Source organism: Enterobacter cloacae complex sp. S3, assembly GCF_014930495.1.
Lineage (GTDB): Bacteria > Pseudomonadota > Gammaproteobacteria > Enterobacterales > Enterobacteriaceae > Enterobacter > Enterobacter asburiae_B.
Window position 1 is genome coordinate 1 of sequence record NZ_JADBRD010000049.1, and the last position, 23,072, is coordinate 23,072.

23 protein-coding genes and 1 pseudogene are annotated in these 23,072 nt (G+C 58.0%); 13 read left to right on the plus strand and 11 right to left on the minus strand.

Annotation, left to right across the window (positions count from 1 at the left end; all coding sequences use genetic code 11):
- On the plus strand, nucleotides 1-212 hold a 212-nt coding region (locus tag IM317_RS21600), incomplete at its 5' end, for a LysR substrate-binding domain-containing protein (protein ID WP_255519953.1).
- Between the two features lie 249 nt (nucleotides 213-461).
- Nucleotides 462-728, plus strand: a complete 267-nt coding sequence (locus tag IM317_RS21605; RefSeq protein ID WP_071993574.1) for a hypothetical protein — start codon at nucleotides 462-464, stop codon at nucleotides 726-728.
- An 81-nt stretch (nucleotides 729-809) separates the two neighbouring features.
- Here IM317_RS21605 and gstA read toward each other — a convergent pair whose 3' ends face one another.
- Complete coding sequence (gene gstA / locus IM317_RS21610; RefSeq protein WP_033144867.1) at nucleotides 810-1,415, minus strand: glutathione transferase GstA; 606 nt, start codon at nucleotides 1,413-1,415, stop codon at nucleotides 810-812.
- Nucleotides 1,416-1,524: 109 nt separating this feature from the next.
- Here gstA and IM317_RS21615 point away from each other — a divergent pair, with 109 nt between their 5' ends.
- Nucleotides 1,525-2,409, plus strand: a complete 885-nt coding sequence (locus IM317_RS21615; protein ID WP_033144866.1) for a LysR family transcriptional regulator — start codon at nucleotides 1,525-1,527, stop codon at nucleotides 2,407-2,409.
- Between the two features lie 291 nt (nucleotides 2,410-2,700).
- Entirely contained in the window at nucleotides 2,701-3,156 is a 456-nt protein-coding gene (locus tag IM317_RS21620; protein ID WP_033144865.1) for a hypothetical protein, read from the plus strand.
- 170 nt (nucleotides 3,157-3,326) lie between these two features.
- Here IM317_RS21620 and IM317_RS21625 read toward each other — a convergent pair whose 3' ends face one another.
- Nucleotides 3,327-3,899 carry a flavin reductase family protein gene (locus IM317_RS21625; RefSeq protein ID WP_033144864.1) on the minus strand — a complete coding sequence of 191 codons (573 nt, stop codon included), beginning with the start codon at nucleotides 3,897-3,899 and terminating at the stop codon, nucleotides 3,327-3,329.
- A 128-nt stretch (nucleotides 3,900-4,027) separates the two neighbouring features.
- Here IM317_RS21625 and IM317_RS21630 point away from each other — a divergent pair, with 128 nt between their 5' ends.
- The 6 genes and pseudogenes from IM317_RS21630 to IM317_RS21655 all read left to right on the plus strand — a co-directional run bounded on the left by IM317_RS21630 (nucleotide 4,028) and on the right by IM317_RS21655 (nucleotide 7,445).
- A complete protein-coding gene (locus IM317_RS21630; RefSeq protein ID WP_033144863.1) occupies nucleotides 4,028-4,927 on the plus strand; it encodes a LysR family transcriptional regulator in 900 nt (299 codons plus the stop codon).
- Nucleotides 4,928-5,117: 190 nt separating this feature from the next.
- Nucleotides 5,118-5,417: pseudogene (locus IM317_RS21635) on the plus strand (type II toxin-antitoxin system HigB family toxin).
- The gene (locus IM317_RS21640; protein WP_033144862.1) at nucleotides 5,414-5,833 is read left to right on the plus strand and encodes a type II toxin-antitoxin system HigA family antitoxin; all 420 of its coding nucleotides are present in this window, start codon (nucleotides 5,414-5,416) and stop codon (nucleotides 5,831-5,833) included. Before IM317_RS21635 ends, IM317_RS21640 begins: the two are co-directional and overlap by 4 nt.
- 69 nt (nucleotides 5,834-5,902) lie before the next feature.
- Nucleotides 5,903-6,313 carry an Imm63 family immunity protein gene (locus tag IM317_RS21645; protein ID WP_033146502.1) on the plus strand — a complete coding sequence of 137 codons (411 nt, stop codon included), beginning with the start codon at nucleotides 5,903-5,905 and terminating at the stop codon, nucleotides 6,311-6,313.
- Between the two features lie 111 nt (nucleotides 6,314-6,424).
- On the plus strand, nucleotides 6,425-7,018 hold the full coding sequence (locus IM317_RS21650) for a hypothetical protein (RefSeq protein ID WP_033144861.1): 594 nt from the start codon (nucleotides 6,425-6,427) through the stop codon (nucleotides 7,016-7,018).
- Between the two features lies 1 nt (nucleotide 7,019).
- Entirely contained in the window at nucleotides 7,020-7,445 is a 426-nt protein-coding gene (locus tag IM317_RS21655; protein WP_033144860.1) for a VOC family protein, read from the plus strand.
- A 16-nt stretch (nucleotides 7,446-7,461) separates the two neighbouring features.
- Here the strand turns inward: IM317_RS21655 and IM317_RS21660 are convergent, their stop codons facing one another.
- The 3 genes from IM317_RS21660 to IM317_RS21670 are packed head-to-tail and all read right to left on the minus strand — an operon-like array spanning nucleotide 7,462 to nucleotide 10,512.
- Nucleotides 7,462-8,325 carry an HlyD family secretion protein gene (locus IM317_RS21660; protein ID WP_033144859.1) on the minus strand — a complete coding sequence of 288 codons (864 nt, stop codon included), beginning with the start codon at nucleotides 8,323-8,325 and terminating at the stop codon, nucleotides 7,462-7,464.
- A complete protein-coding gene (locus tag IM317_RS21665; protein WP_033144858.1) occupies nucleotides 8,322-8,537 on the minus strand; it encodes a DUF1656 domain-containing protein in 216 nt (71 codons plus the stop codon). The genes IM317_RS21660 and IM317_RS21665 overlap by 4 nt, the downstream gene beginning before the upstream one ends.
- Nucleotides 8,530-10,512 (minus strand): FUSC family protein, encoded by a 1,983-nt coding sequence (locus IM317_RS21670; protein WP_049015684.1) that lies wholly within the window; start codon nucleotides 10,510-10,512, stop codon nucleotides 8,530-8,532. Before IM317_RS21670 ends, IM317_RS21665 begins: the two co-directional genes overlap by 8 nt.
- Nucleotides 10,513-10,588: 76 nt before the next feature.
- Here IM317_RS21670 and IM317_RS21675 point away from each other — a divergent pair, with 76 nt between their 5' ends.
- Nucleotides 10,589-11,383: a helix-turn-helix domain-containing protein gene (locus tag IM317_RS21675; RefSeq protein WP_033144857.1), complete on the plus strand. Its 795-nt coding sequence runs from the start codon at nucleotides 10,589-10,591 to the stop codon at nucleotides 11,381-11,383.
- Here IM317_RS21675 and IM317_RS21680 read toward each other — a convergent pair.
- The gene (locus tag IM317_RS21680; RefSeq protein WP_033144856.1) at nucleotides 11,380-12,270 is read right to left on the minus strand and encodes an oxidoreductase; all 891 of its coding nucleotides are present in this window, start codon (nucleotides 12,268-12,270) and stop codon (nucleotides 11,380-11,382) included. The genes IM317_RS21675 and IM317_RS21680 overlap by 4 nt on opposite strands.
- Nucleotides 12,271-12,375: 105 nt before the next feature.
- On the opposite strand from IM317_RS21680, the gene IM317_RS21685 reads away from it, so the two are divergent.
- The gene (locus IM317_RS21685) at nucleotides 12,376-13,497 is read left to right on the plus strand and encodes a YbdK family carboxylate-amine ligase (RefSeq protein WP_029741715.1); all 1,122 of its coding nucleotides are present in this window, start codon (nucleotides 12,376-12,378) and stop codon (nucleotides 13,495-13,497) included.
- Here the strand turns inward: IM317_RS21685 and IM317_RS21690 are convergent.
- From IM317_RS21690 to IM317_RS21700, 3 genes are all read right to left on the minus strand, one after another.
- On the minus strand, nucleotides 13,427-16,582 hold the full coding sequence (locus IM317_RS21690) for an efflux RND transporter permease subunit (protein WP_033144855.1): 3,156 nt from the start codon (nucleotides 16,580-16,582) through the stop codon (nucleotides 13,427-13,429). The two genes, IM317_RS21685 and IM317_RS21690, sit on opposite strands and share 71 nt — an antisense overlap.
- A gap of 9 nt (nucleotides 16,583-16,591) precedes the next feature.
- Entirely contained in the window at nucleotides 16,592-17,656 is a 1,065-nt protein-coding gene (locus IM317_RS21695) for an efflux RND transporter periplasmic adaptor subunit (RefSeq protein ID WP_033144854.1), read from the minus strand.
- A 159-nt stretch (nucleotides 17,657-17,815) separates the two neighbouring features.
- Nucleotides 17,816-20,524, minus strand: coding sequence for a cation-transporting P-type ATPase (locus tag IM317_RS21700; protein WP_033144853.1), 2,709 nt, complete (start codon nucleotides 20,522-20,524; stop codon nucleotides 17,816-17,818).
- Between the two features lie 477 nt (nucleotides 20,525-21,001).
- Between IM317_RS21700 and IM317_RS21705 the strand changes: the two genes are divergently transcribed.
- On the plus strand, nucleotides 21,002-21,250 hold the full coding sequence (locus tag IM317_RS21705) for a DUF1158 domain-containing protein (RefSeq protein ID WP_013097677.1): 249 nt from the start codon (nucleotides 21,002-21,004) through the stop codon (nucleotides 21,248-21,250).
- Nucleotides 21,251-21,332: 82 nt separating this feature from the next.
- On the opposite strand, the gene IM317_RS21710 is transcribed toward IM317_RS21705, so the two are convergent.
- Both IM317_RS21710 and IM317_RS21715 read right to left on the minus strand, forming a co-directional pair.
- Nucleotides 21,333-21,674, minus strand: a complete 342-nt coding sequence (locus IM317_RS21710; RefSeq protein WP_029741711.1) for a RamA family antibiotic efflux transcriptional regulator — start codon at nucleotides 21,672-21,674, stop codon at nucleotides 21,333-21,335.
- Nucleotides 21,675-21,706: 32 nt separating this feature from the next.
- Entirely contained in the window at nucleotides 21,707-22,810 is a 1,104-nt protein-coding gene (locus IM317_RS21715; RefSeq protein ID WP_193362526.1) for an MBL fold metallo-hydrolase, read from the minus strand.
- Nucleotides 22,811-23,072 lie beyond the last annotated feature (262 nt).

The window sequence follows — 23,072 nt, forward strand, 5'->3', positions numbered from 1 at the left end:
CCCTTTTCCAAGCGGACCCCTCCCTGAGCATGGTTTCCGCGGGCGGCGGGTTCGCGCTGGTGCCGAAATCCATGGCGGCCATTTCACCGCCGAATGTCACCTATCACGCGCTGAGCTCGCCGGAGCTTTATACCGATATCGCGCTCTGCTGGCGGCGCTTTGAACGCTCGCGGACGGTGAAGCGGTTTTTGATGATGATGAGCGAGGGGTGACGGCAATAGAGGGGTTTTGGTTTTTTGTAGGCCGGGTAAAGCGCAGCCGCCCCCCGGCAATGTCAGCCTCTGTCGGTTCTTAGAACGGTAACGGTCATGTTGATGCACGCTTCGGTACTACGTTTTCCTGGTAATTGTCTGCCGCAAACCATCTGTTACTCTGGCTGCACTCAAGGGATGACAAGGAAGAGAGATGCTGAATCCAGGCTGGCAAGATGCCTTGAAATACCCTGAACAATGGAGGTTTTGATGACTACACGAGTTATTGCATTTTTGCTCCTACTGGGCGCATTTGCTGTAAATGCTGCCGATGGCGGTAATGGTGGGGATGGCGGAAACGGTTCTGATGGAGGAAACGGTTCGGATGGCACCGTCTCAGCTCCGGGCCGTGCGGGTTGTCCGGGCGGAACAGAGCCGGACGCGTCGGGAAAATTTTATCTTCCAGGAACAAAACAGCAGTGCAATCCGGGGAAGCAGGATGCCGTGAAAAGCGCCAGACAATCAGATGCAGAGTGACAGTAAGCTAACGCATCCTGGCTCCACATCCTCACTTGCCTCCTGCTTCAGGCATGAATACCTGCGGTGGAATACGCAGACCTAGACTTTCTCCTCCGCACGTAATGCGGCCTGCACCGCGGGCCGGGCAATGATTTTTTCCCTGTACGCCACTAGCGCGGGCCAGTCGTTGAGTTCAATTGAGAAGAACGTGCACCATCCCAGCACGGTGAAAAGATAGGCGTCTGCTACATTGAAAGACGCTCCCGTCAGATAAACGCTTGTGGAGAGCGTTTCCTGAAGAAAATCGAACCGCCTGAAGAGCTTCTCACGAAAAATCGATTTGGCCTCTTCGGGCAGCGCACGATTAAAAAGAGGTGCCGATCCCGCGTGTATTTCGCTGGTGATAAAGTTTAGCCATTCCTGAAGCCGCACCCGCTCCCAGCCGTCTGCTCGCGGTGCCAGCCCACTTTCTGGCTTGAGGTCTGCCAGGTACTGCAAAATGGCTGGCCCCTCGGTCAGGATTTTCCCGTCATCCAGCTCAAGCGCAGCGACATAACCTTTGGGGTTGATGGTCAGGAAGTCGCGCCCGTCAGCGGTAAGCTTGCTCCTGTTGTCCACTTTAACCAGTTCAAACTCAATCGCCAGTTCGCGAAGCACGATATGGGGTGAGAGTGAACAGGTGTCCGGGGCGTAATAGAGTTTCATAATCTCTCCGTTAAAGCGGTTGTGTGATTTACATACACTGTGCTTAAAGCCATTCTCACTGTAAAATTAATGATTCATAAAATAGCTATTAGCTGAGCTACTGATATCCATGATGAATCTTTTACACTGGCGCTTGCTGGTTGCAGTGGCCGATGCCAGTAATATTTCCCGTGCCGCTGAAGAGGTAGGCATGACGCAGTCGGGCGCCAGCCAGGCGATCGCTCAGTTAGAGGCCTCATTAGGATTTGCGGTATTCACGCGAGAGCGGCGCCACATCGGCGTAACGTCGCTGGGTGAGCGGGTTGTCAAAGAAGCAAGGAGTATGCTGGCGCGGCTGGATGCCATCCGTGCACTGGCGGATGAGAGCCGGGGGCTGAGCGGCGGGCGTATTCGTCTTGCCAGTTTTCCTTCGGTGACATCCACGTTTTTGCCCGGACTGCTGCGGGATTTTAAGCGCCTGCATCCTGAAATCGAGGTGGTCGTACTGGAAGGTACGGACCAGGAGGTCGAAGAGTGGCTGGCGGCAGATACGGTTGATGTGGGCGTGGTCATGAACCCTGTTCCCGGGCGTGCTGAAGCGATCTTAGGGCAGGATGCATGGGTCGCGGTGTTGCCAGCCAGTCACCGTCAGGCTCGTTATGCACGTACGCGCGGCATCACCCTTGAGGAACTGGCAGACCAGCCCTTCGTGCTCGCAACCGGCGCTTGCGCCGTCAATGGAAAAAGCCTGATGGAACAGGCTGGCTTGCAGCTGTCTGACGTGCGGGTGACCGTCCGCGACTGGATCAGCGCCTGCCTGCTGGTACGCGAAGGCATGGGCGTCGCGCTTATACCTGAATCCGCGCTGCCGGGTGAATTACGCGGCTTGTGCGTCGTGCCCGTGACGCCTTCGCTGTGCCGGGAGTTTGGGCTGGTTTGTTCGCAGGCTGGCAAATCCTCCCGCGCGACGCAGGCGTTATTAGAAGGATTGCTCAAAATGAAAAGGTCTGCGTGAAGGAGTAACCGTGGTTCACACTGTGCCCGGCGGCGCTGCGCTTGCGCGGGCCTACGGTTCGTGTCGCGGGTTGGTTGACGGTTTTGTAGGCCGGGTAAGGCGTAGCCGCCTCCCGGCAATGCCCTTCTGGAAGCCGCCTCGCAAACTTTCAAGAAACCTTATGTAATTCAGGGTGATCCCTTTCCTTCCCTTTTTCGCCGCCGTAAAGTGCCTGCGTTACGGCACATCCGTAACCGGGCGTAGGAACCCGTTAGCATAACATGACGTTTTTTTGGACAAAGAGGATGCTAAATGGCGACTACCCCTGGATTTTCTTACGCGCTTTCTGAGGAAAGCGCAGTTCATCACCTCATCAACACTTCAATTTCCGATTCTGCGGATCTCTTCGAACTGGCCGATGCCTGCACTGCGTATGTCAGCATGCTGGTGGAAACTGACGACGCGGTGACATTTGCCACGCTATGTAAGAGATTGCTGGTTGCGCTTAAGCGACTGCGGGAGTGCTGTGACTCGGAACTTCCGCCGTACCTGGTTGAACAGTTGATTGCGGGTGAAAAGATAACCTCGTGTGTACCGGACTGCTGGCAGGAGACGACGCTGCAGGTGGATTATGCCGTAGCGTTAACGCTGGCGGTTATGGGCGGAACGTTGCCTGCGAGCGTGGCGAAAGAACTCACCGGGCTGCTGCATGATATGGTCTGGTTGCTGGCGGAATTTGTAAAGGAGCCTTATATTTCGGCACATTGAGGTGGGTGATAGGTGGCCGGAATCCTGCTGGTTAGAAGCAGGATTTCGACCTTACGCTAACGTTGAATGTCTGCTAAAAGCGAGGAGCGGACATCTTAAGTAAGTTGTTTTTTTATGCTACTACCTCTATATAGCAATGTTATATGGCTACATTTATACAGAAGTAAGGATTAGTCTTTTCCCGGGCCATAATTGAATTTTGTACCTTTACCAATGGCGTAAAACTGTCCGCCAGCTACGTAATGGACAGTACGTAATTCATCTGGCGCATCATCAAAAATCCAGTGCCCATTTCTGAAAACGCGGTCATCACTCCATGCTCCGACAATTTCCCCCATAAACAAGTTGTGCTGCTTTTCATTTTCTTCATTAGGTATGACCTTACATACTAACCAGCCAGCGCAACCTTCAACTAAAGGCAGATCAAACTCTTTTTGATAAAATAGTGGAATTTTACTGTTTTTATCGGGTGTGTCGGAATAACTGTTGCCTCCAGCATATAAGACCATATCCATCTGATTTACTACTGGGATCTGTACAACGTAATATCCGCTTTTTTCTACAAGCCCGCGAGTAAATGCCTGTGGACCTATAAAAGCCATCACTTTGTTATTGCCTACTAATCCCACCCAGGCCGCTGCCATGACATTTTCAATGCCATCATTTTTAGCCGATATCATCGTCGTTGGCCCGATCTGTAATAGCCGATAGGCTTTGTTTAACTCTACTGGTTGAATTGACATAATTTACTCTTTTGATTTCTGATAAAAAGTAAGACAGGTTACTTATATTATTGTTCGATTATATAACTGGAATAGTTGCAAATTAATTGCTATTATCAAAATATATTAATGCAAATTTCACAACAATCATGAACAAACTTGATGCTCTAAAATTTTTCATCATCGCCTCTGAGACCTTGAACTTCCGCGAAGCAGCAATCAAGCTGTCGGTTTCACCATCAGTAGTAAGCCGAACAGTCGCTGAGTTGGAGAAACAACTTGGTGAACCTCTATTCAAACGCAATACGCGTTCGATCTTTCTCACCAGTTTCGGCGAACTATTTTTACCCCAAGCGAAGCGACTGCTGGAGGATTCAGAAAAACTATTTCAGACGGCAAAAGATGATAATGAAATGAAGGGCATTGTTCGTATCACATTACTTCGACTTCCAAATCATGAACAAATCTTGTATGAACTATTGACTGCACTACGTCCCTATCCTGAGTTATTTATCGACTGGCGTTTAGATATGATGAAACTTGATACTATCGAGCATCGTATCGATATAGGTATACGCGTAGGGCGAGAACCTAATCTAAACTTTATCATTAAAAATATTGGGCAAGTTGAACATATTTTAGTCGCATCCCCTGAACTCATTGCGCGCCTGGGGGCACCTACTGATTTAGAAGATCTTCGACAGCGTTATCCATTTAGTGGTTTAATTAATCCTGAGACGGGAAAATCATTTGAGTTTATGAGTGACGCAGTAAATACTTTTGTCCCTCGTCATATTGAATTTTATACTACAGATCCATATGCCGAAATTCAGGCTGCATTGGCCGGAAAAACGGTTGTACAGTCAAGCGACTTTATCTGTAGAGAGTACTTAGCAAGCGGCCAACTTGTTCCCCCACTGCCAGAATTGCGACAGGAGAAATGGCAATTTTATTTATACCGGCCTTACCAGCTGATTACTCCAAAAAGGGTGACGGTCGTTTTCTCGCTATTAGAAAAGATATTACGCAAATATTTCGAATCAAATTAACATTCTCCTCCACGTCCGCTTCTGGCACAAAGCGGACATTTTTTTCACAGTCACCTCATACAGTGTTCACACTCATTAAATGACCGCCGTCAGCACGAGCATTTGAAAACTGTACTCCATCACTTTTTCCATATTATCAACCCACCAACTATCACCTATTATATTTCCAATATGGAAACACGGGGCAAGGATGCACGTAGTCTCAAGAGCGCCTTTCGACGCGACTACCAGACAATTTCCTAATCAAGCACAAGCCCTGGACGATCTTTACCGAGTACTAAAGAGGAACACTACCCGTCACCGGACGATATGCGAAAGCGATTCCCCAGCCTGGACAGGATGAAATACCGGGTGAAATGGTGGGTCATTGATGTGGGCAGCGGTGATGTTTTTGGCTGATTTTGAGCGAGGAAAGATTTTCATCAAACACATCAGCACATACGCAGAATATGACAAGCTCACGGACCTCTACCGGAGAACGAAAGAATGAATTATGCAGCAGCCATCAAAGCGGCAAACGATCTGACAAACGCGCTCCCTTTCCTGGGCTCAAGCCCGTCGCGGCATGATTACGAGGATGCGCTGGCGTTGGTGGAGTATCTGGTCGAACACGAACCCGATAGCCCGCTGGTAGATATGCTCACCGCAAAAATCGATAAGTACGAAAACGAGTCTCCGGAGTTTGCGGAATTTAACGCGCGTGTTGCCCGCATTCCGTCAGGCGTTGCGTTATTGCGAACGCTGATGGATCAATACCAACTCACTCAGAGCGACTTCGAGAACGAAATTGGCAAGAAGTCTCTGGTGAGTCGAATCCTTAATGGACAGCGCACGTTAACGCTGGATCATATGCGTGCGCTGGCGAAGGGTTTTGGTTTGCCGGTGAGTGCGTTTGTGGGGAAGTGATCGAGAGCAGGCGCTTTGTACCCAATCCGCGATAATGCGTCGTTTACATACAAGAACAAAGAGCTATTTATGAAAACAATTGAAGAACTACGAAACGAGCTTCTAAAAATAGGTGAGCAACTAGGGGGAGGCACAAGGCCAAACCATTACTTCTTTATCCCTGACCAACCCGATGGGGCTGCAACTCCCTATCTTGAAATTCATGGTAAAGAATATCATTTTATCGTCAGTGAAAGAGGCCTTGAGATACAGCGAAAAGTAACGCTCAGTGACGATGAAATTCTGTATTGGTTTGTGGAAAGTGCCGTGGCGGGGATGGCCTCAACCTATGCAGCAAGCCATTCATCTGAACGAGAATTTAGAGAGGTTTATTTCAGAAGGCAATACAGTTTAATGCTCTCTATCAAACCTGAATGGGCAACAAGAAAGCGCAAAGAAATCACTGAGCTCCTCCATTCGCAAAGAAGCGAACGTGGTTAACCCAACCGGCTCGTTACATTTACTTCCCTGTTGCCCTCTCTTTTCCTGGTAATTGCCTGCAACACACCATCTGTTACTCTGGCAGGACGCAAGGGATGACAAGGAAGAGAGATGCTTAACCCAGGATTCGTTACCCGCAAAGCGCTTGCTCAGTGGAAAGATGTTCCCGCTTTTCTCCCCCAGTTCCAGTTTCATGAAAAACACCTAACGGTCATTCACACTAGCCGCCCTGAAAATATTCTGCCAATGATTGCCAGCTTTGACGTCCGGCAAGATGCCGTGATTCGGCGATTAATGTCATTGCGTCAAATACCGCAAAAATTTCTGCGCAACCAGAAGGCACAGTCGATCGGCAACTTTGGTTTGCACAGTTTTACCCTTTTGAAAAATTCAGCTTCAGAAATCTGTTACGGCTTAAGAGGACAATTCTGGCGTTCCGATTTCGGTCTGGAAAACGTGCCGGATGCCAGTGCTTTTCAGACCCCAGCCGAGCCGGGCAGCGCGAAACTGTTGCTGCGCTACAAGGTAACGGAGCTGGCGCCCGGCAAACATGAGCTCTCTACGGAAACATTCATCTATTGTCCGGACAGACGCACTCGACTAAAAATGTCGGCTTACTGGCTGATAATACGGGCGGGAAGCGGCTGGATCCGTAAAAGGACGCTGAAGGCTGTTAAATCGAATATTGAAGGACGGGAGTCATAAGATGCTGGCTTATATCACAATAGGTACAAACAACTTTCAGCGCTCCGTGAATTTTTATGACGCAGTTTTTAACGTTCTGGGCTATTCACGTCTGCCGGCATGGACTGAAAGCTGGGCAATGTGGGGAGATGAAAATAATCCCGGCGAGGGGTTCAGCTTCTGTATTTGTCCTCCTTTTGACCAGCAGCCCGCGACGGCGGGAAACGGGACAATGTTCGCATTCAGTGCAGATAACGCGGATCTTGTCAGACGGTTCCATGCAGCTGGCCTCCTTGCGGGAGGAACGGATGAAGGCGAGCCTGGTACGCGAAGCGCGTACGGCCCCAGCTTTTATGTTGCCTATCTGCGCGATCCTGACGGGCATAAGCTCGCATGCGTTTATCAGCATTACTCTCCTGAAGCCGACAAGTTTGTAGACAAGGAATAGTCGCTTCAATCCTTATCTACCGCCCCACCGCCACGCTCGCCGACAACCCCGCCACCAGCTCAACGCCCTCCGGCAACCTGTCGATATGAATGCGCACCGGCACGCGCTGTGCCAGCCGCACCCAGCTAAAGGTGGGCTCGACGTCGGGCAGGCCCAGCCCGCCCGCCTCATCGTTGCTGTCCCCGATCCCATGCCCGATGCTCTCCACATGGCCCGTAATGACCGGCTCGTAGCCCATCAGCATCACCTGCGCGGCATCCCCGACGCGAATATGGCGCAGCTTAGTCTCCTCAAAGTACCCCACCACCCAGAAGCTGTGGGCATCAACGATGGCGACCTTCGTCTCCCCCGCCGTCGCGTAGTCTCCGGGGCGAAGCCGCAGGTGCGTGACGTACCCCGAGACCGGCGCGCGCACGGTGGCGTGCGCCAGATTCAGCTCTGCCAGATCCAGCGCGGCCAGCGCGCCGTGATAATTGGCCGCCGCGACGTTCGCCGCGCTGCCGGTTTGCTGTAAATCCTCGCTCGAGATGGCGTTTTTAATCAGCGTGCGGCGATGGGCCGCGTCCTGGCGCATCAGCATCTCATGGCGTTTCGACTCGACGTCCGCCTGCGCGCTGACCACCGCCAGCTTAAGCCAGCGCGGATCGATGGTGTAAAGCACATCGCCCCGGTTCACCCACTGATTGTCCCGCACGGCCACGCTGATGACCGGCCCGGAGACGTCCGGCGCAATCTGCACCACGTCCGCCCGCACGCGGCCGTCGCGGGTCCACGGCGTTTGCGCGTAGTGTTTCCACATCATAAAGGCCAGAAGCGAGGCCGCCGCGGCCGCGCTTAAGGTCAGCGCATAGCGAGCCAGTAAAGAGAGCAGTGATTTCATGACAATAACCCCAACGCGGTCAGACCCTGCATCAGCAGGAAAAAGGTGACGATCCAGGTTGAAACATCCATCAGCGGGCGAAACGGTAAGCGCCGGTAGAGCCTGCTGAGCGAGAAAAGCGCGACGAGGCCCAGCGTGCAGACCAGCGCCGCGAGGGCGACCATCAGCAGCCCCGGAATAAAAACGCCGCCGATATTGAGATCGTTAACCATGGTCTGGCTCCCGTAATGCGCAGTGCAGATCCACCAGCCTGAAGACCAACTGGCGCGTATGTTCATCTGCCGCAGGCAGATGGCGCTCGATAAGGGCATCGATGCGTTCGCGTAAGGCGTGGCGGTCCCCGGCGTTTAACCGATGAAAAAGCGCGTCAACCTCCCAGCCGGGCGGTGCGTCACTGCGGCGTAAATGCATGACCGCCAGCCCCAGACGCAGCGCGTGTAACAGTCGATCCAGCGCCTGCTCCGGCGCGCGCGCGCTGCGCTGCAGGCGAGGCAGCAACAGGGCGGTTCGGTCCATCATCAGGTTGATCCAGTGCGTTTCATCAACCCGCAGCGTGCCCTTCACGCTGCGGCGAATGTCGCGCTGGCAGAGGTTCAGCAGACGCGCGATGGCGCCGTCCGCCTGCACGGTTTGCAGCAGGCTCATGCTGACGACGGCAAAGCCGGTCGCGGCAAAGAGCGCGATGGCGGTGTTGGCCGCGACGGCGAAGTCTCCGCTGTAGTGCGCCCCCAGCTCGCACAGAATGGGCAGGGTCAGGGTGATGCCCATCGCCATAAACGTGGTGGGCGGGCGCGCCTGAAGCGACCCGGCCAGCAGATACGCCGGGGCAAGCACCGCCACCAGCACCGGGAAATCGCTTACCTGCGGCAGCAGCGCAAAGCTGTAGAACAGGCTAATGACCACGCCCCAGAATGAGCCAATGATGTATTTCACGATATGCGGCGCCGGGGTGTCGAAGCTGCCAAACAGCGTGCAGCAGACGCCGAGTATCGAAACCGCCGTACCGCCATCCGGCCACGCCGAGAAGATCCAGACCAGACAGCCGCTCAGGATGATGCCGAAAGCCCCCAGCGCCGTGCGGGCGGCAGTAAGAGGATCGCGGTGGAAAACGTAGCCTTTCGCCGCGCGGGTTTGCACCTCACCAAACACGGGTTTTGCACGGTGGATGGCCCCGGAAAGACGTTCGCACTGCTGCAGAAGCGCGATCGCCTCCGAGAGGTAGCGGATAAAACTGACCTGCAGCGCGTCGTCAAACGTCTGCGCCTGCGCGGCATACCGATCGATGAGAAGCGCACAGCGGAGCCGCAGCGACTCTGCCGTACTGCCGGCATCAGCGCCTTCAGCGGTAAGCCAGGCCTGAACGTCGCCCATCAACGCCTGCACGTCGGCGGGCAGGGTTCCGCTCGCTGGCAGGCGATCGTGCAGTTCACAGTTGACGATAACCAGCCGCGCCAGCCGGTCGTGGATCGCTTTTCTGGCCTGTCGCACCGGGGCTGAAAGGGCAAAATCGTACGGAATATGGTGGCTGATGCCCTGCAGGAACTGCAGCGCCAGGGCCAGATGCAGAGGGCCGGAAGCCGCGTCAGGTTTGCCTGATAGGGTGTCCGCCACCCGCCCGCGCGCGGCCTGTAGCGTCTGGGATAATTTAGCGTTGAACTGGCCCGATACGCGCGCGGGCAGCACGTAGCGGTGGATCAGCGCCGCGCAGAAAATCCCAATCGCGATCTCCTGCACGCGGACGATGGCGACGTTAAAAATGCCGCCGGGATCGGACACCGCAGGAAAACCAATCAGGCTCGCGGTGTAGCCTGCCAGCACAAAGGCGTAAGCCCGGGGCGTGCGTTCCAGCAGGGAGAGCCACAGGCAGAATACGATCCAGCCCGTCAGCACCACGCTGCACAGGACTGGCGTATTTGCGAAGGCAGGCACAATCACAACGGTCGCGCTGGCACCCGCCACGGTACCGGCCAGCCGGTAGAGGCTTCTGCTCAGCGATGCGCCGACCGACGTCTGCGACACGATGTAAACCGTAATAATGGCCCACGAGGGGCGTTCGAGGCCGATCGACAGCGCAATGTAATAAGCCAGCATCGCCGCGGCAAAGCTCTTCGCAGAGTAGATCAGCGCGCCCGCATCGTTTCGCAGCGCGGCAGGGATGTGCACGGGATGAGAGAAAATGTTTTTCATGCCGGGATTATTACCGGCTTGCAGACCCGCTTAAATACTCTATTCTGTCAAAAAATACCTAAATGCTGCCAGAAACGTGAATCCTCAACCCGCTACTACGCTGTATGACCCCGACTCTACCGCCAGCCCGGCGGTGGCGCGTCATCTGGACTTCGTGGACTACGCCGCGGAAGTGCCGCTGCATACCCACCGCAAGGGCCAGCTGATTATTGCCCGATACGGTGCGGTCAGCTGTTACGCGGAAAATGACATCTGGATCGTGCCGCCGGACTGCGCCGTCTGGATCCCCGGCGGGATCCCGCACAGCGCCAGGGCGACCTGGAACGCGCATCTTAACTATCTGTTTATTGAGCCCGGCGCGGCGGCGCTGCCGGAGAGATGCTGCACGCTGGCGATCTCGCCGCTGATTAAGGAGCTGGTCGATCGTCTGACGCGCGAAGGCGTGGATTATCCCCCCGACGGCCACGTCGCCAGATTGACCCGGGTCACGCTTGACGAGCTCGCCAGCATGCCGCAGCAGAAGCTAAGCCTGCCGGTCTCAACCGATCCGAAAATTCGCGCCATGGCGGACGCGCTGGTCAGCCGTCCTGAGGACAGAAGCACCCTGAAGGACTGGGCGAAACGGCTCGCCCTCAGCGAGCGCTCGTTTGCCCGCCTGATGCAGCGCGAGACCGGGCTGAGCTTCGGGCGCTGGCGTCAGCAGCTGCATTTGATTATTGCCCTGCGGGAGCTGGCCAGCGGCGTGCCCGTCCAGAACGTGGCGGCAACGCTCGGGTATGAATCGGTGAATGCATTTATCACCATGTTCAGAAAAGCGATGGGCAGCACGCCCGCCCATTATTTTGCCGAACGGAAAAACAGCGGCCGTTAGCCCGGCCCCTCGCTCCCCGCCGCCAGCAGCGGCACCACCACATCGCTGATGGGCACCGCAATACCGTGCTTGCGGCCGTAGCGCTGGATCACGCCGTTGCGGATATCCCACTCCATCGGGCGATCGGCCTGGCGGTCGGCCAGGATCGACGTGCCCAGATCTACTGGCGCACGCTGGAAGTTCGCCAGGATCTCCTGCGCCACGTCATCATCCAGCTTCGCCCCTTCGGCGCGGGCGACGGTAAGCCCCTCGCGCAGGTAGGCCAGCGCAAGCTCGCTGATATCTTCGCGCCTGAACATCCCGGCGCGGCGGTTAGAAAGCACCATCAGCCCGGCGACCGCGTTTTGCAGCAGCTTGCGCCAGGCGACGGAGGCGAAATCTGTCGAGAGCTCAACCGCGCAGCGCGTACCGCGAAGCGCCTCCACCACCCGCTGCGCCTGCGGCACGTCCGGCAGGGTCAGGCGCGGTTTGGCGCGCAGCCAGACGGAGGCATCCGGCTCGCGCTGGGCCGGGAACCAGACCACCGACGGCAGCACCGTCGCGCCGTTAACCCTCGGCTCAAGCTGGGCTTTTTGCTCCACGCCGTTTTGCAGGGCGCAGACCACGGTGTTTTCATCGCACAGGGCGCGCAGCCACCCGGCGCTGTCGGCATTTTGCGTCGTTTTTACCGCCACAAAAACGAGATCGACAGGGCGCGTGATGACGGCCGGATCGGTCAATACCGGGCCGGGTACCACGGTTTCACCCTCGTCGTGGCGCAAGCGTAATTCCGGGTGCGCGGTGCGCCCGCACAGCAGCGGCGTGCGGCCAACGTCATGCAGCACCGCGGCGATGGTGGTACCAATTGCGCCAGGCCCAATCAGCGCAATCACTGGATTGTCAGACATGGTTATCTCCCCTTTTCGCTAAGCCTGCTAACAGTTATACCACCCTGAAAAGTGAGCGCCACGTCGTTGTCTATACTCAACACACTACAGACAACGGAGTGCGCCATGCCTTTACCCGATTTTAAGTCCTCTGAACCTTTCACCCTCGGCATCGAACTCGAACTGCAGGTGGTTAACCCGCCGGGCTACGATCTGAGCCAGGACTCCTCCGCGCTCATCGCCGCCGTCAAAGACGACATCAAAGGCGGCGAGGTCAAACACGATATCACCGAAAGCATGCTCGAAATCGCCACCGGCGTGTGCCAGAACATCGACCAGGCGGCGGCGCAGTTCTCGGTGATGCAGCAGAGCATCCTGCGCGCGGCGGCGGAGCAGCATATCCAGATCTGCGGCGGCGGGACGCACCCGTTCCAGAAGTGGCAGCGGCAGGAGGTGTGCGACGACGAGCGCTATAACGTCACGCTGGAGCGCTTTGGCTACCTGATTTTGCAGGCGACGGTGTTCGGCCAGCACGTGCACGTCGGCTGCCGGACCGGGGACGACGCGATTTACCTGCTGCACGGCCTGTCGCGATTCGTGCCGCACTTTATCGCCCTGGCGGCGGCCTCGCCGTACATGCAGGGCACGGACACGAAGTTCTCCTCGTCGCGGCTCAACATCTTCTCGGGATTTCCGGATAACGGCCAGATGCCGTGGGTCAACAGCTGGCAGGAGTTCGAGGGGCTGTTCCGCCGCCTGAGTTCCACCAGCATGATCGACAGCATTAAGGATCTGCACTGGGATATTCGCCCCAGCCCGCACTTCGGCACCGTCGAGGTGCGGGTGATGGATACGCCACTGACGCTCGGCCACGCGATTAACATCGCCGGGCTTATTCAGGCGACGTCGCACTGGCTGCTGACCGCGCGGCCCTATAAGCATCAGGAAAAAGATTTTCTGCTGTACCGCTTTAACCGTTTTCAGGCCTGTCGCTACGGGCTGGAAGGGATCCTGACGGACGTGCATACCGGCGAGCACAAAACCGTGGCGGAAGACATTGCGTGGCTGCTGGAGCAGGTTGCGCCGTCGGCCGAGAAGCTCGGCGCGACGAGCGCAATCAATGAAATTGCCCTGCTGTTAAAGCAGGGCAAGAGCGAGGCGCAGCGCATGCGGGAGTTTATCGCCGACGGTGGCTCGCTGATTTCTCTGGTTCAGAAGCACTGCGAGCTGTGGGCGACGAGTCCGTAAGGCCGTGACCCCACTCGCGCAGGCGCTGGAACAGCACGAACAGCGCGGGGATAAACACAATCCCCACCACAGTCGCTACCAGCATGCCGCTGAACACCGTGGTGCCGATGATGCGACGGCTCTGGGCCCCCGCCCCGGTCGCCAGCATCATCGGCAGGACGCCGATAATGAACGACACGGCGGTCATCATCACCGCGCGGAAGCGGCGCGAGGCCCCTTCCCGCGCGGCATCGACAATCGCCATTCCGTCCATGCGCCGCGCGCGGGCGAACTCCACGATAAGAATTGCGTTCTTGGCGGCGAGGGCTATCAATAGCACCAGACCAATCTGCACGTACACGTCGTTGGCATAGCCCGCCATCCACAGCCAGACCAGCGCCCCGCCGAGGGCGAACAGCACGGAAAGCATCACGCTCGCCGGGAGCGTCCAGCTCTCGTACTGCGCGACGAGGAACAGCCACGCCATCACCACCGCCGCCAGCACGATCCATATCGCCTGATTGCCGGTCTGCTGCTCCTGATACGACATGCCGCTCCAGGCGTAGTCGTACCCGGCAGGCAGATTCTGCGCCAGAAGCTCGCCCATCGCCGCCATCGCGGTGCTGCTGCTCACCCCTTCCGCCGCCGAGCCGCTCACCGACACGGACGGGAACTGGTTGTACTGCTGCAGGAACGGCGCGCCGACGCTCGGCGTAATGGTGACGAGGTTGCTCAGGCGCACCCGCTCACCGCTGTTGCTGCGCACGAACAGCTCGCTGATTTGCCCGGCGCGCTCGCGCCACTGCATCTCGTTCTGCATCACCACGTGGTAGACGCGGTTGTTGACGCTGAAATCCCCGGCGCGCGTGCCGCCAAAGGCGGTTTGCAGGCTGCTGAAGATGCGCGACACCGGCACGTCGAGGCGCGCGGCGCGCACGCGGTCAACGGTCAGCGTCAGCTGCGGCACGTTGCTGCTCCAGGTGGTGAACACGCGGCTCAGCTGCGGGTGCTGGTTGGCTTTCGCCAGCACCTCACGCGTCACGCGCTCCAGCTCCGCCGGGTTCTGCCCCGCCTGCGCCTGGATGCGCAGGTCGAAGCCGGAGGCGTTGCCCAGCCCCGGCAGCGTCGGCGGCGCGAAGGTCATGATGGTCGCTTCCGGCAGGGCCAGCAGCTGGCGCTGCAGGGTACCCATCACCTCATCCAGCGGCGGACGCTCGCTCCAGTCCTTGAGCATGATGGAGATAAACCCGCCGTTGGAGGCGCTGGTGCCGTTGAGAATGTTAAACCCGGAGACCTGAATCACGTCCTCCACCGCCGGATTTTTAGCGATGAGTTCGCGTGCCGTGGTCATCACCGCTTCGGTGCGCTCCAGCGAGGCCGCTTCGGGCAGCTGGACGCTGGCAAAGAAGTAGCCCTGATCCTCCTGCGGCAGGAAGCCTTTAGGCATCGACGTAAAGCTGAACGCCACCACGGCCGCCGCGCCTGCGGTGGCCAGCAGCGCCAGCCACGGGCGAAGGTTGAAGACAGTCACGATGCGGGTGTAGACGCCACGCGTGGCCTCCAGCCCCCGGTTGAACCCACGGAAAATCGCCGCGGGCTGCACCGGGCGCGGACGCAGGAGCATCGCGCACAGGGCGGGCGTCAGGGTCAGCGCCACGAGGCTTGAGAGCGTGACGGCGGTGGAGAGCGTCACCGCAAACTGGCGGTACAGCTCGCCGACAATCCCCGGCAGGAGCGCCACCGGCACAAACACCGCCAGCAGCACCAGCGTCGTGGCGATGACCGGCCCGGCGATCTGGCGCAGCGCCAGCGCGGTCGCCGCCGTGCGGCTCTGCCCTTCCGCCATCAGCGTTTCGACGCTCTCCACCACCACGATGGCGTCATCCACCACCATGGTCAGCGCCAGAATAATGGCGAACAGGCTGAGGGTGTTGGCGGAGTAGCCGAGCGTGTAAAGCACCGCGAAGGTGCCCACCAGCGATACCGGAATGGCGAGCGCGACAATCAGCGTCGCGCGCCAGCTTTGCAGGAACAGGGACACCACGACCACCACCGCCAGCATCGTCAGCGCCAGCGAGACGCCGATCTCTTTAATGGTGGCGGCCACAAAGGAGGTGGTGTCGAACTTCACCTCGTAGACCAGGTCGTCCGGGAAGCGCGTCGAGAGGCGATCCAGCTCCGCCCGCACCGCGTCGGCCACGCGCAGGGCGTTGGCGGACGGCGTCGGGTAGATGCCGAGGTAGGCGGAATCGTGCCCGTTCAGCTGCGCGCCGGAGCTGTAGCTGCGCGAGCCGAGCTCGATGGTGGCGACGTCCTTCAGGCGCACCAGCTGGCCCATCTCGCCCGCGCGGATGATGATGTCGGCAAAGTCTTCGGCCTGGCTTAAGCGCCCCAGGCCGTTGATGGTCAGGGTCTGCTGCTGGCCGTTAAACACCGGCGGCGTACCGACCTGGCCTGCCGCACCCTGCACGTTCTGCTCGCGCAGCGCCTGCGCCACGTCGTCGGTGGTGACGTTCAGGGCGTTCATGCGGTCCGGACGCAGCCAGATGCGCATGCTGTAGTCGCGCGCGCCAAACATCTGCACCTGCCCGACGCCCGGCAGACGCGACAGCGCCTCGCGCACCTGGGTGCTGGCGTAGTTACTCACAAACAGCGCCGTGTGGGTGTTTTCCGGTGAGTAAAGACTTACCCCCATCATCAGGTTGGTGGCACGCTTGCGCACCTGCACGCCGTTTTGCTGCGCTTCGGTCGGGAGCTGCGCCACGGCCTGCGAGACGCGGTTCTGCACGTCGATGGCGGCGAGGTCCGGATCGGTGCCCGCCGCGAAGGTGATGTTCAGGCTATACGAGCCTTCGTCCGAGCTGGTGGACTCCATGTAGAGCATGTGATCCACGCCGTTCAGCTGCGTCTCCAGCGGCGTGGCGATAGCCTCCGCCACGTCAGCCGAGCTGGCGCCCGGCCAGCTGGCAGACACATTCACCACCGGCGGCGCGATCTGCGGGTACTGCTCCACCGGGATAATCCTCAGCGCAATGGCCCCCAGCAGGGTGATGACAAGCGCAATCACCATCGCGAAACGCGGGCGTTTGATGAAAAACGTCAGCATGATGGCTCCTTAATTCAGTATCTGGACGGCCGCGCCGCGCTGCACGCGCTGCGCGCCGTCAGTAATCGCTCGCTCACCGGGCTTCACGCCGGAGGTAATCCGGAACTGCTGGCCGATCTGTCCGGCGACCTTCAGCGGGCGCATTTCGGCTTTGCCGTCGGCGTTAACCACCCAGGCAAAGAACCCGTCGCCGTTCTGCTGGACCGCCGCGGCGGGCAGGGTCAGAGCCGGCTGCTCGCTGGCCGGGCGCAGCGTCACGTTCACGCTGCCGCCGGGCAGCAGCTGATGGCGCGGGTTGGCAAACTCGGCGCGCAGCATCACGCTGGCGGTGCGCGGATCGATGCGGTTGTCCACGGACGTCAGCTCGCCGCTGACGCGCTGGCCGTTGCTGTCAATGAACGTCTGCCAGGCCTGCTTCATGGCGCTGATATCCGCATGCTGTCCGGCTTTGGTGGCAAACGCGCCCTCTTCCAGCGCAAAGGCGATGCGGATGGGATCGAGCTGCACCACCTCCACCAGCACGCCGCTGGCAGGGTTGACCAGGCTGCCGACGTGGAACCGGCTGTGCCCCACGCGACCGTCAATCGGCGAGGTGATGCGGGTGTAGTTCAGGGTGACATTACGGGTTTCGAGACGGGCTTTGGCCTGCTCCAGCGCCGCGCTGGCGACGTCGCGCTGCATGCGGGCGTTGTCCACGTCGTGACGGCTAATGGCGTTGCTGCTGCCCAGGCTTTCAAAGCGGGACAGCTGCTGCTGCGCCTGGCGCAGCGTGGCTTCGGCGCTTCTCACCTCAGCCTGCGCCAGACGCAGGGCGGCGCGCGGCTCGGCGTCGTCCAGTTCGAACAGCAGGTCGCCTTTTTTCACGTACTGCCCGTCGCGGAAGTGGATTTTGGCGATCGCGCCTTCGGTACGCGCGCGCAGCTCAACGGTGTGGATGGCTTCGATGCGGCCCGGGATCTGGCGCTCGGCGGCGTGGGCGGTCTGCTCCACGGTGGCGACGCGAACGGGGATGGCGGCAGCGAATACGGGTTGCAGGGTGCAGGCGAGGAGCGCGAACAGGAGTGGGAGTTTCATGGGAGTACCTCAGCGTTGTTTCTCCCCTCACCCCGGCCCTCTCCCCAAAGGGGCGAGGGAGAAAACCGAGCAGCCCCTTCACCTCAGAGCAGAGGGAGAAAACCGGGCGGTCCCCTCTCCCCTTAGGGGAGAGGGATAGGGTGAGGGGTAAGGTTTTGGTTATGCAGCCTTACGGAACCTGCGGGTCAGTCGCTTCTCGATTTCGACGACGAAGAACATCACGCTCGCTACCGCCAGGGTCACAAACCAGTAGCGCAGCGGCAGCGCTTCGGTGCCGAACAGCATCTGCATCAACGGCAGGTAGATAATCGCCGCCTGGAGCAGGAACAGCACGCCCGTCACCAGCCAGATCCCTTTGTTCGCCAGCAGGCCGCGATTCAGGGAGAATCCTTCGGTGTTGCGGCAGTTAATCATGTACACCCACTGGGCGCAGACCAGCATCTGCAGCAGCACGGTGCGGATGAACTCCGCGCTGTGGCCGCGCGGGGCCAGCCAGGCCTCCAGCGCAAAGGCGGCGATGGCAATCATGGTGCCGACGAAGGCCACGCGCCAGACGGCGTAGGCGTCCATCACGTGCTGCCCGGTCTGACGCGGCGGACGACGCATGATGTTGCGCTCGGCGGCCTCAAAGGCCAGGCCGAAGGAGAGCGTGGCGGAGGTGGCCATGTTCATCCACAGGATCAGCACCGGCGTCAGCGGAATGATGTTCCCCGCCAGCAGCGCAATCACAATCAGCAGCCCCTGCGCGAGGTTGGTCGGCATGATGAACAGAATCGTCTTCTTCAGGTTGTCGTAAACGCGACGCCCCTCTTTCACCGCGCTGGCGATGGTGGCGAAGTTATCGTCCGTCAGGACCATGTCCGCCGCCTCTTTGGTCACTTCCGTGCCCTTGATGCCCATCGCGATGCCGACGTCAGCCTGACGCAGCGCCGGGGCGTCGTTCACGCCGTCGCCGGTCATGCCGACGATTTCACCCTTGTCCTGCAGCGCTTTCACCAGGCGCAGCTTATGCTCCGGGCTGGTACGGGCGAAGATGTCATACTTCACCGCCGCTTCCGCCAGCGCGGCGTCGTCCATCTTCTCCAGCTCGTAGCCGGTGACCGCCTGCTCGCTGTTGGCGATCCCCAGCATCTGGCCAATGCTCATCGCCGTCTGCGGGTGATCCCCGGTGATCATCTTCACGCGGATCCCCGCCTGCTGGCAGGCGTTAATCGCATCAATGGCTTCCGGACGCGGCGGATCCATCATCCCGGCGATGCCGAGGAAGATCAGGCCGTGGCTCAGGTCGTCATGGGTCAGTTCCTGCTCGCCGTTCGCTGGCTTAAACGCCGCGGCGACCATGCGCAGCCCCTGACGCGCATAGCGCTCCATCTCGGTTTCCCAGTACGCGCGGTTGAAGGCTTCCGCACCGTTGCGGGTCTGCTGCTGCGCGCACAGGGCGAAAATGACGTCCGGCGCGCCGGTGATCAGGATCTGCTCCTCACCGCCAATCTGGTAGTGGGTGCTCATGTACTTGTACTGCGAGTCGAACGGGATTTTGTTAACCAGCGTGGTCATGACCGGCTCAAGGCTGGCCTTCGCCGCCAGCACCTTCAGCGCGCCCTCGGTCGGCCCACCGGTGATGCCCCACAGGCCGCGCTCGTCCTGAATCAGCTGGCTGTCGTTACACAGGTCGATGGTGCGCAGGTACTGTTCCAGCACGGTGCCCGGCTGGATGTGGACCGGCTCGTCGCTGCCTTCCAGGTAGATGTTGCCCACCGGCTCGTAGCTGTTGCCGTCCACGCGGTAGCAGGCGTCAGCGGTGATAATGGCTTTAACCGTCATCTCGTTCATGGTCAGGGTGCCGGTTTTATCCGAACAGACCACGGTCATCGCGCCGAGCGTTTCCACCGTCGGCAGCTTGCGGATAATCGCCCGCTTGCGCGCCATCGCCTGCACGCCCAGCGAGAGGATGATGGAGATAATCGCCGGCAGACCTTCCGGCACGGAGGCCACCGCCAGGCTAATCAGGGAGAGCAGCAGCTCGCCCATCGGGATCTCGCGGAACACCAGGCTGAAGACAAACAGCGCGGCCATCATCGCCAGAATAATCGCGAAGATCGCTTTACCCAGCTTGTCCATCTGAACCAGCAGCGGCGTGCGGTGCTTTTCGATACCCGCCATCATCTGGTTGATGTGGCCGAGTTCCGTATCCTTACCGGTCGCGGTGACCACGCCGACGCCGCCGCCCGCGCTTACGGTCGTCCCGGAGAAGACCATATTGGTGCGATCGCCCAGCGGCAGTTCGCCGCTCAGCGGATTGATATGTTTATCCACCACGGTGGATTCACCGGTCAGAATCGCCTCTTCCACGCGTAAATTATGCGCTTCGATTAAACGCATATCCGCCGGAATACGATCTCCCGCGCGTAATACAATAATATCGCCCGGGACTATTTCAGTTGTGGGTAGAGTTTCGTGATTGCCGTTACGAATAACGCGCGCCTCGCTGGAGAGCATATTGCGAATACTCTTCAGGGATTTTTCCGCGTTGCTTTCCTGAATATGGCCAATTAAAGCATTGATTACCGCCACGCCCAGAATTACCAGCGTATCAACCCAGTGGCCCATTACTGCCGTTAATACGGCAGCGGCCAGCAGGACATAAATCAGCACATCATTAAAATGGGCCAGGAAACGCAGCCAGGCGGGTTTGCCTTTTTTCTCCGGCAGCGCGTTCGGCCCTGTTTTTTGCAGACGCGCCTGCGCCTCTGCACGATCCAGACCGCTGGCCTGGCTCTGCGTGTGGGTAAGCACCTGCTCGACGGTCTGCTGGTATGCCAGCCCGCCGGAAGGCGGCACGTTTGGGGACAATTTTTTTTCGGTCATCGTATTTTTCCTTCAATATCCGGTGAACAGAAGCCTGAATTCCTTTCTGGCTAAATAAATTCATTTTTAAGTCTTGCGGGTAAAATTGATCTACCGCAATATAATGACTTCTCGGTTATTCAAAACTGATTAAAACTATTTCGATGGCCTGATTTTTACAAAATATTTCTAAACCAACACTAAACGAGGGGGAACCATGTGGGGTATTTATCGCGGACGCCGACTGGTGTTATACGTTATCGCGGCCATTGTTATTGCCACGTTAATTGGTTATAGCACTTATACATTTGTAAAATTATTTTCCTGACAAAGACATTTATTTACATAACGCGATATTAATATAAATGCCGGGTCGTATTTTGTTATTTATTCCCCAAATAATATCTTCGTTTTATTCAATAACGTCTTAGTCGCTGATATTGCTTTACGTTACAGGATGCCGGACAATGACATTTTTAACTGACGATTAACATTACGATGAAACACCCGTTAGAATCGCTGCTTACGGCAGGCGGCATTTTATTGCTGGCCCTGCTCTCCTGTCTGCTGTTGCCCGCGCCGTCGCTGGGTCTGGTGCTGGCGCAGAAGCTGGTTCAGACCTTTCACATGGTCGATCTGAACCAGCTTTACACCATTTTGTTCTGCGTGTGGTTTTTACTGCTGGGTGCCATCGAATTCTTCGTGCTGCGTTTCGTCTGGCGCCGCTGGTTTTCACTGGCGTCGTAAGCCAATAAAAAAGCCGGGTGGCGACTTCGCCTTACCCGGCCTGTGATGGCAATTTTTGTGACCCGCCAGGGCGGAAAACAGCTCAGTGCGCCTGACTGTGGTTCTCCTTGCGGTACGCCCCAGGCGGCTGGTTGAACGTGCGGGTGAAGATACGGGTAAACGTCTGCTGCGAGTCAAACCCGTAACGCAGGCAGATGTCGTACACCCGAGCGTCGGATTCACGCAGATCGCGCGCCGCCAGCAGCAGCTTGCGCTCACGGATATAACGCCCCAGACTCTCCCCTTTGTACTGCATAAACAACCGCTGCAGGTGCCACTTCGAGTAGCCCGCGTGGCGGGCAATCTCTTCTATACGTAATGGCTGGTGCAGATTGTCGTCGATCCATTCGACGATAGTGTCGATGACTTGAGCGGAAATGGTCATGCTGCTGTCCCCCTCTGCTTCTCGCTTAAACATTATTCCCACCACGCGCGAAAGGTTTGCGTGGCGTCATTCACCCGGACGGGCTCGCCCAGCGCCGGTGTCAGTAGCCGATAGTTTTTATCCTTGCTGGCTTTAGCCAGCTGGATCAGCGGATCGTTCCACGTATGTTTCGCCAGCACGAAGCGTCCGTTATGCCCGGGCACTACGGCTTTCGCGTTCAGATCCACCGAGGCCTGCGCCGTTTCCTCCGGCAGCATGTGGATGTACTTCCAGTCCTGGTCGTACTGGCCGTTTTCCATGATGGCAACATCCACGCCATCAAACTGCTCGCCGATGGCCTTAAAGTGCGGGCCGTAGCCGGAATCCCCGCTGTAATAAACCTTCCGATCTGGCGTGACGAACATAAAGCTGCCCCACAGGGTTCGATCGCGCTTGATGCCGCGCCCGGAGAAGTGACGCGCCGGCAGAACATGCACCGTCATTTCATCGCTGATGCGTACCGACTGGTTCCAGTCGCGTTCGTCAATAATCTCAGGCTTCATCCCCCAGTAGCGCAGATGGGATCCCACGCCCAGCGGCGTCACCACGCGCTTCACCTTCGGCAGTAGCGCCCGGATGGTGGCGTAATCCAGATGATCGTAGTGATCGTGCGAGATAATCAGCAGGTCGATTTCCGGCATGCTTTCAGCGCGCCACGGATATTCCCCGGCAAAGGCTTTATTCAGAAACGAGAACGGCGCGGCATAGTTGCCGAGCACCGGGTCGATCAGGATGCGTTTGCCCGCGAGCTGCAGGTACCACGAGGAGTGGCCGAGCCACACCAGGGTGTCCTCCTCCAGCGGCAGGCTCGCAAGATCGGTTTTCACCAGCGGCAGCGGCTGGGCCGGGCGCGCGTTTTCGGTTTTTTTGGTCAGAAAATCCCACGTCGCGACCAGCATGTTTTTGTCGTAGTTATAGCCCGGCGTCGGCAGCGTGTTGTGGAATTTCCCGTCGCGATACTGGGGAGAGGCCTCCACTTCAGTGAGCTGCTCACCCTGCGGCGGCTGGCCGAATCCGGCATTCAGAACAAACGGTAAACTCGCAGCTGAAGCAATAATCATGATTAACACCACGCAGATGAAGAGAGGTTTTTTCATATCCAGACCCGAAAACGCGCCCCATCCGATAGTTTGCGCGGGGTAAACTTGATTATGAGTGAGTAAGCACTCATTATAGATATGATGATAAAGTCGTCAAGACGTTTTCGATCTTTGACATTCCGCGTTGCAGCGTGTCAAAGCACGTGTTTCAATCAGGGTTTTTATAATTGACAGGGGGAAAAATTTAGTGGCACGTCCGAAGAGTGAAGATAAAAAACAGGCCTTACTGGAAGCCGCAACTGTCCGAAGACAATAAAGT

Bases quoted from the DNA above. Each gene is read 5' to 3' on its own strand.
- IM317_RS21630 (WP_033144863.1), top strand. From the start codon at position 4,028: ATGAACAAACTTGATGCTCTAAAATTTTTCATCATCGCCTCTGAGACC.
- gstA (WP_033144867.1), bottom strand. From the start codon at position 1,415: ATGAAACTCTATTACGCCCCGGACACCTGTTCACTCTCACCCCATATC.
- IM317_RS21680 (WP_033144856.1), bottom strand. From the start codon at position 12,270: ATGTCTGACAATCCAGTGATTGCGCTGATTGGGCCTGGCGCAATTGGT.
- IM317_RS21650 (WP_033144861.1), top strand. From the start codon at position 6,425: ATGCTTAACCCAGGATTCGTTACCCGCAAAGCGCTTGCTCAGTGGAAA.
- IM317_RS21695 (WP_033144854.1), bottom strand. From the start codon at position 17,656: ATGAAACTCCCACTCCTGTTCGCGCTCCTCGCCTGCACCCTGCAACCC.
- IM317_RS21625 (WP_033144864.1), bottom strand. From the start codon at position 3,899: ATGTCAATTCAACCAGTAGAGTTAAACAAAGCCTATCGGCTATTACAG.
- IM317_RS21615 (WP_033144866.1), top strand. From the start codon at position 1,525: ATGATGAATCTTTTACACTGGCGCTTGCTGGTTGCAGTGGCCGATGCC.
- IM317_RS21710 (WP_029741711.1), bottom strand. From the start codon at position 21,674: ATGACCATTTCCGCTCAAGTCATCGACACTATCGTCGAATGGATCGAC.
- IM317_RS21670 (WP_049015684.1), bottom strand. From the start codon at position 10,512: ATGAAAAACATTTTCTCTCATCCCGTGCACATCCCTGCCGCGCTGCGA.
- IM317_RS21690 (WP_033144855.1), bottom strand. From the start codon at position 16,582: ATGCTGACGTTTTTCATCAAACGCCCGCGTTTCGCGATGGTGATTGCG.
- IM317_RS21685 (WP_029741715.1), top strand. From the start codon at position 12,376: ATGCCTTTACCCGATTTTAAGTCCTCTGAACCTTTCACCCTCGGCATC.
- IM317_RS21705 (WP_013097677.1), top strand. From the start codon at position 21,002: ATGAAACACCCGTTAGAATCGCTGCTTACGGCAGGCGGCATTTTATTG.
- IM317_RS21655 (WP_033144860.1), top strand. From the start codon at position 7,020: ATGCTGGCTTATATCACAATAGGTACAAACAACTTTCAGCGCTCCGTG.
- IM317_RS21715 (WP_193362526.1), bottom strand. From the start codon at position 22,810: ATGAAAAAACCTCTCTTCATCTGCGTGGTGTTAATCATGATTATTGCT.
- IM317_RS21620 (WP_033144865.1), top strand. From the start codon at position 2,701: ATGGCGACTACCCCTGGATTTTCTTACGCGCTTTCTGAGGAAAGCGCA.
- IM317_RS21640 (WP_033144862.1), top strand. From the start codon at position 5,414: ATGAATTATGCAGCAGCCATCAAAGCGGCAAACGATCTGACAAACGCG.
- IM317_RS21645 (WP_033146502.1), top strand. From the start codon at position 5,903: ATGAAAACAATTGAAGAACTACGAAACGAGCTTCTAAAAATAGGTGAG.
- IM317_RS21700 (WP_033144853.1), bottom strand. From the start codon at position 20,524: ATGACCGAAAAAAAATTGTCCCCAAACGTGCCGCCTTCCGGCGGGCTG.
- IM317_RS21660 (WP_033144859.1), bottom strand. From the start codon at position 8,325: ATGAAATCACTGCTCTCTTTACTGGCTCGCTATGCGCTGACCTTAAGC.
- IM317_RS21665 (WP_033144858.1), bottom strand. From the start codon at position 8,537: ATGGTTAACGATCTCAATATCGGCGGCGTTTTTATTCCGGGGCTGCTG.
- IM317_RS21605 (WP_071993574.1), top strand. From the start codon at position 462: ATGACTACACGAGTTATTGCATTTTTGCTCCTACTGGGCGCATTTGCT.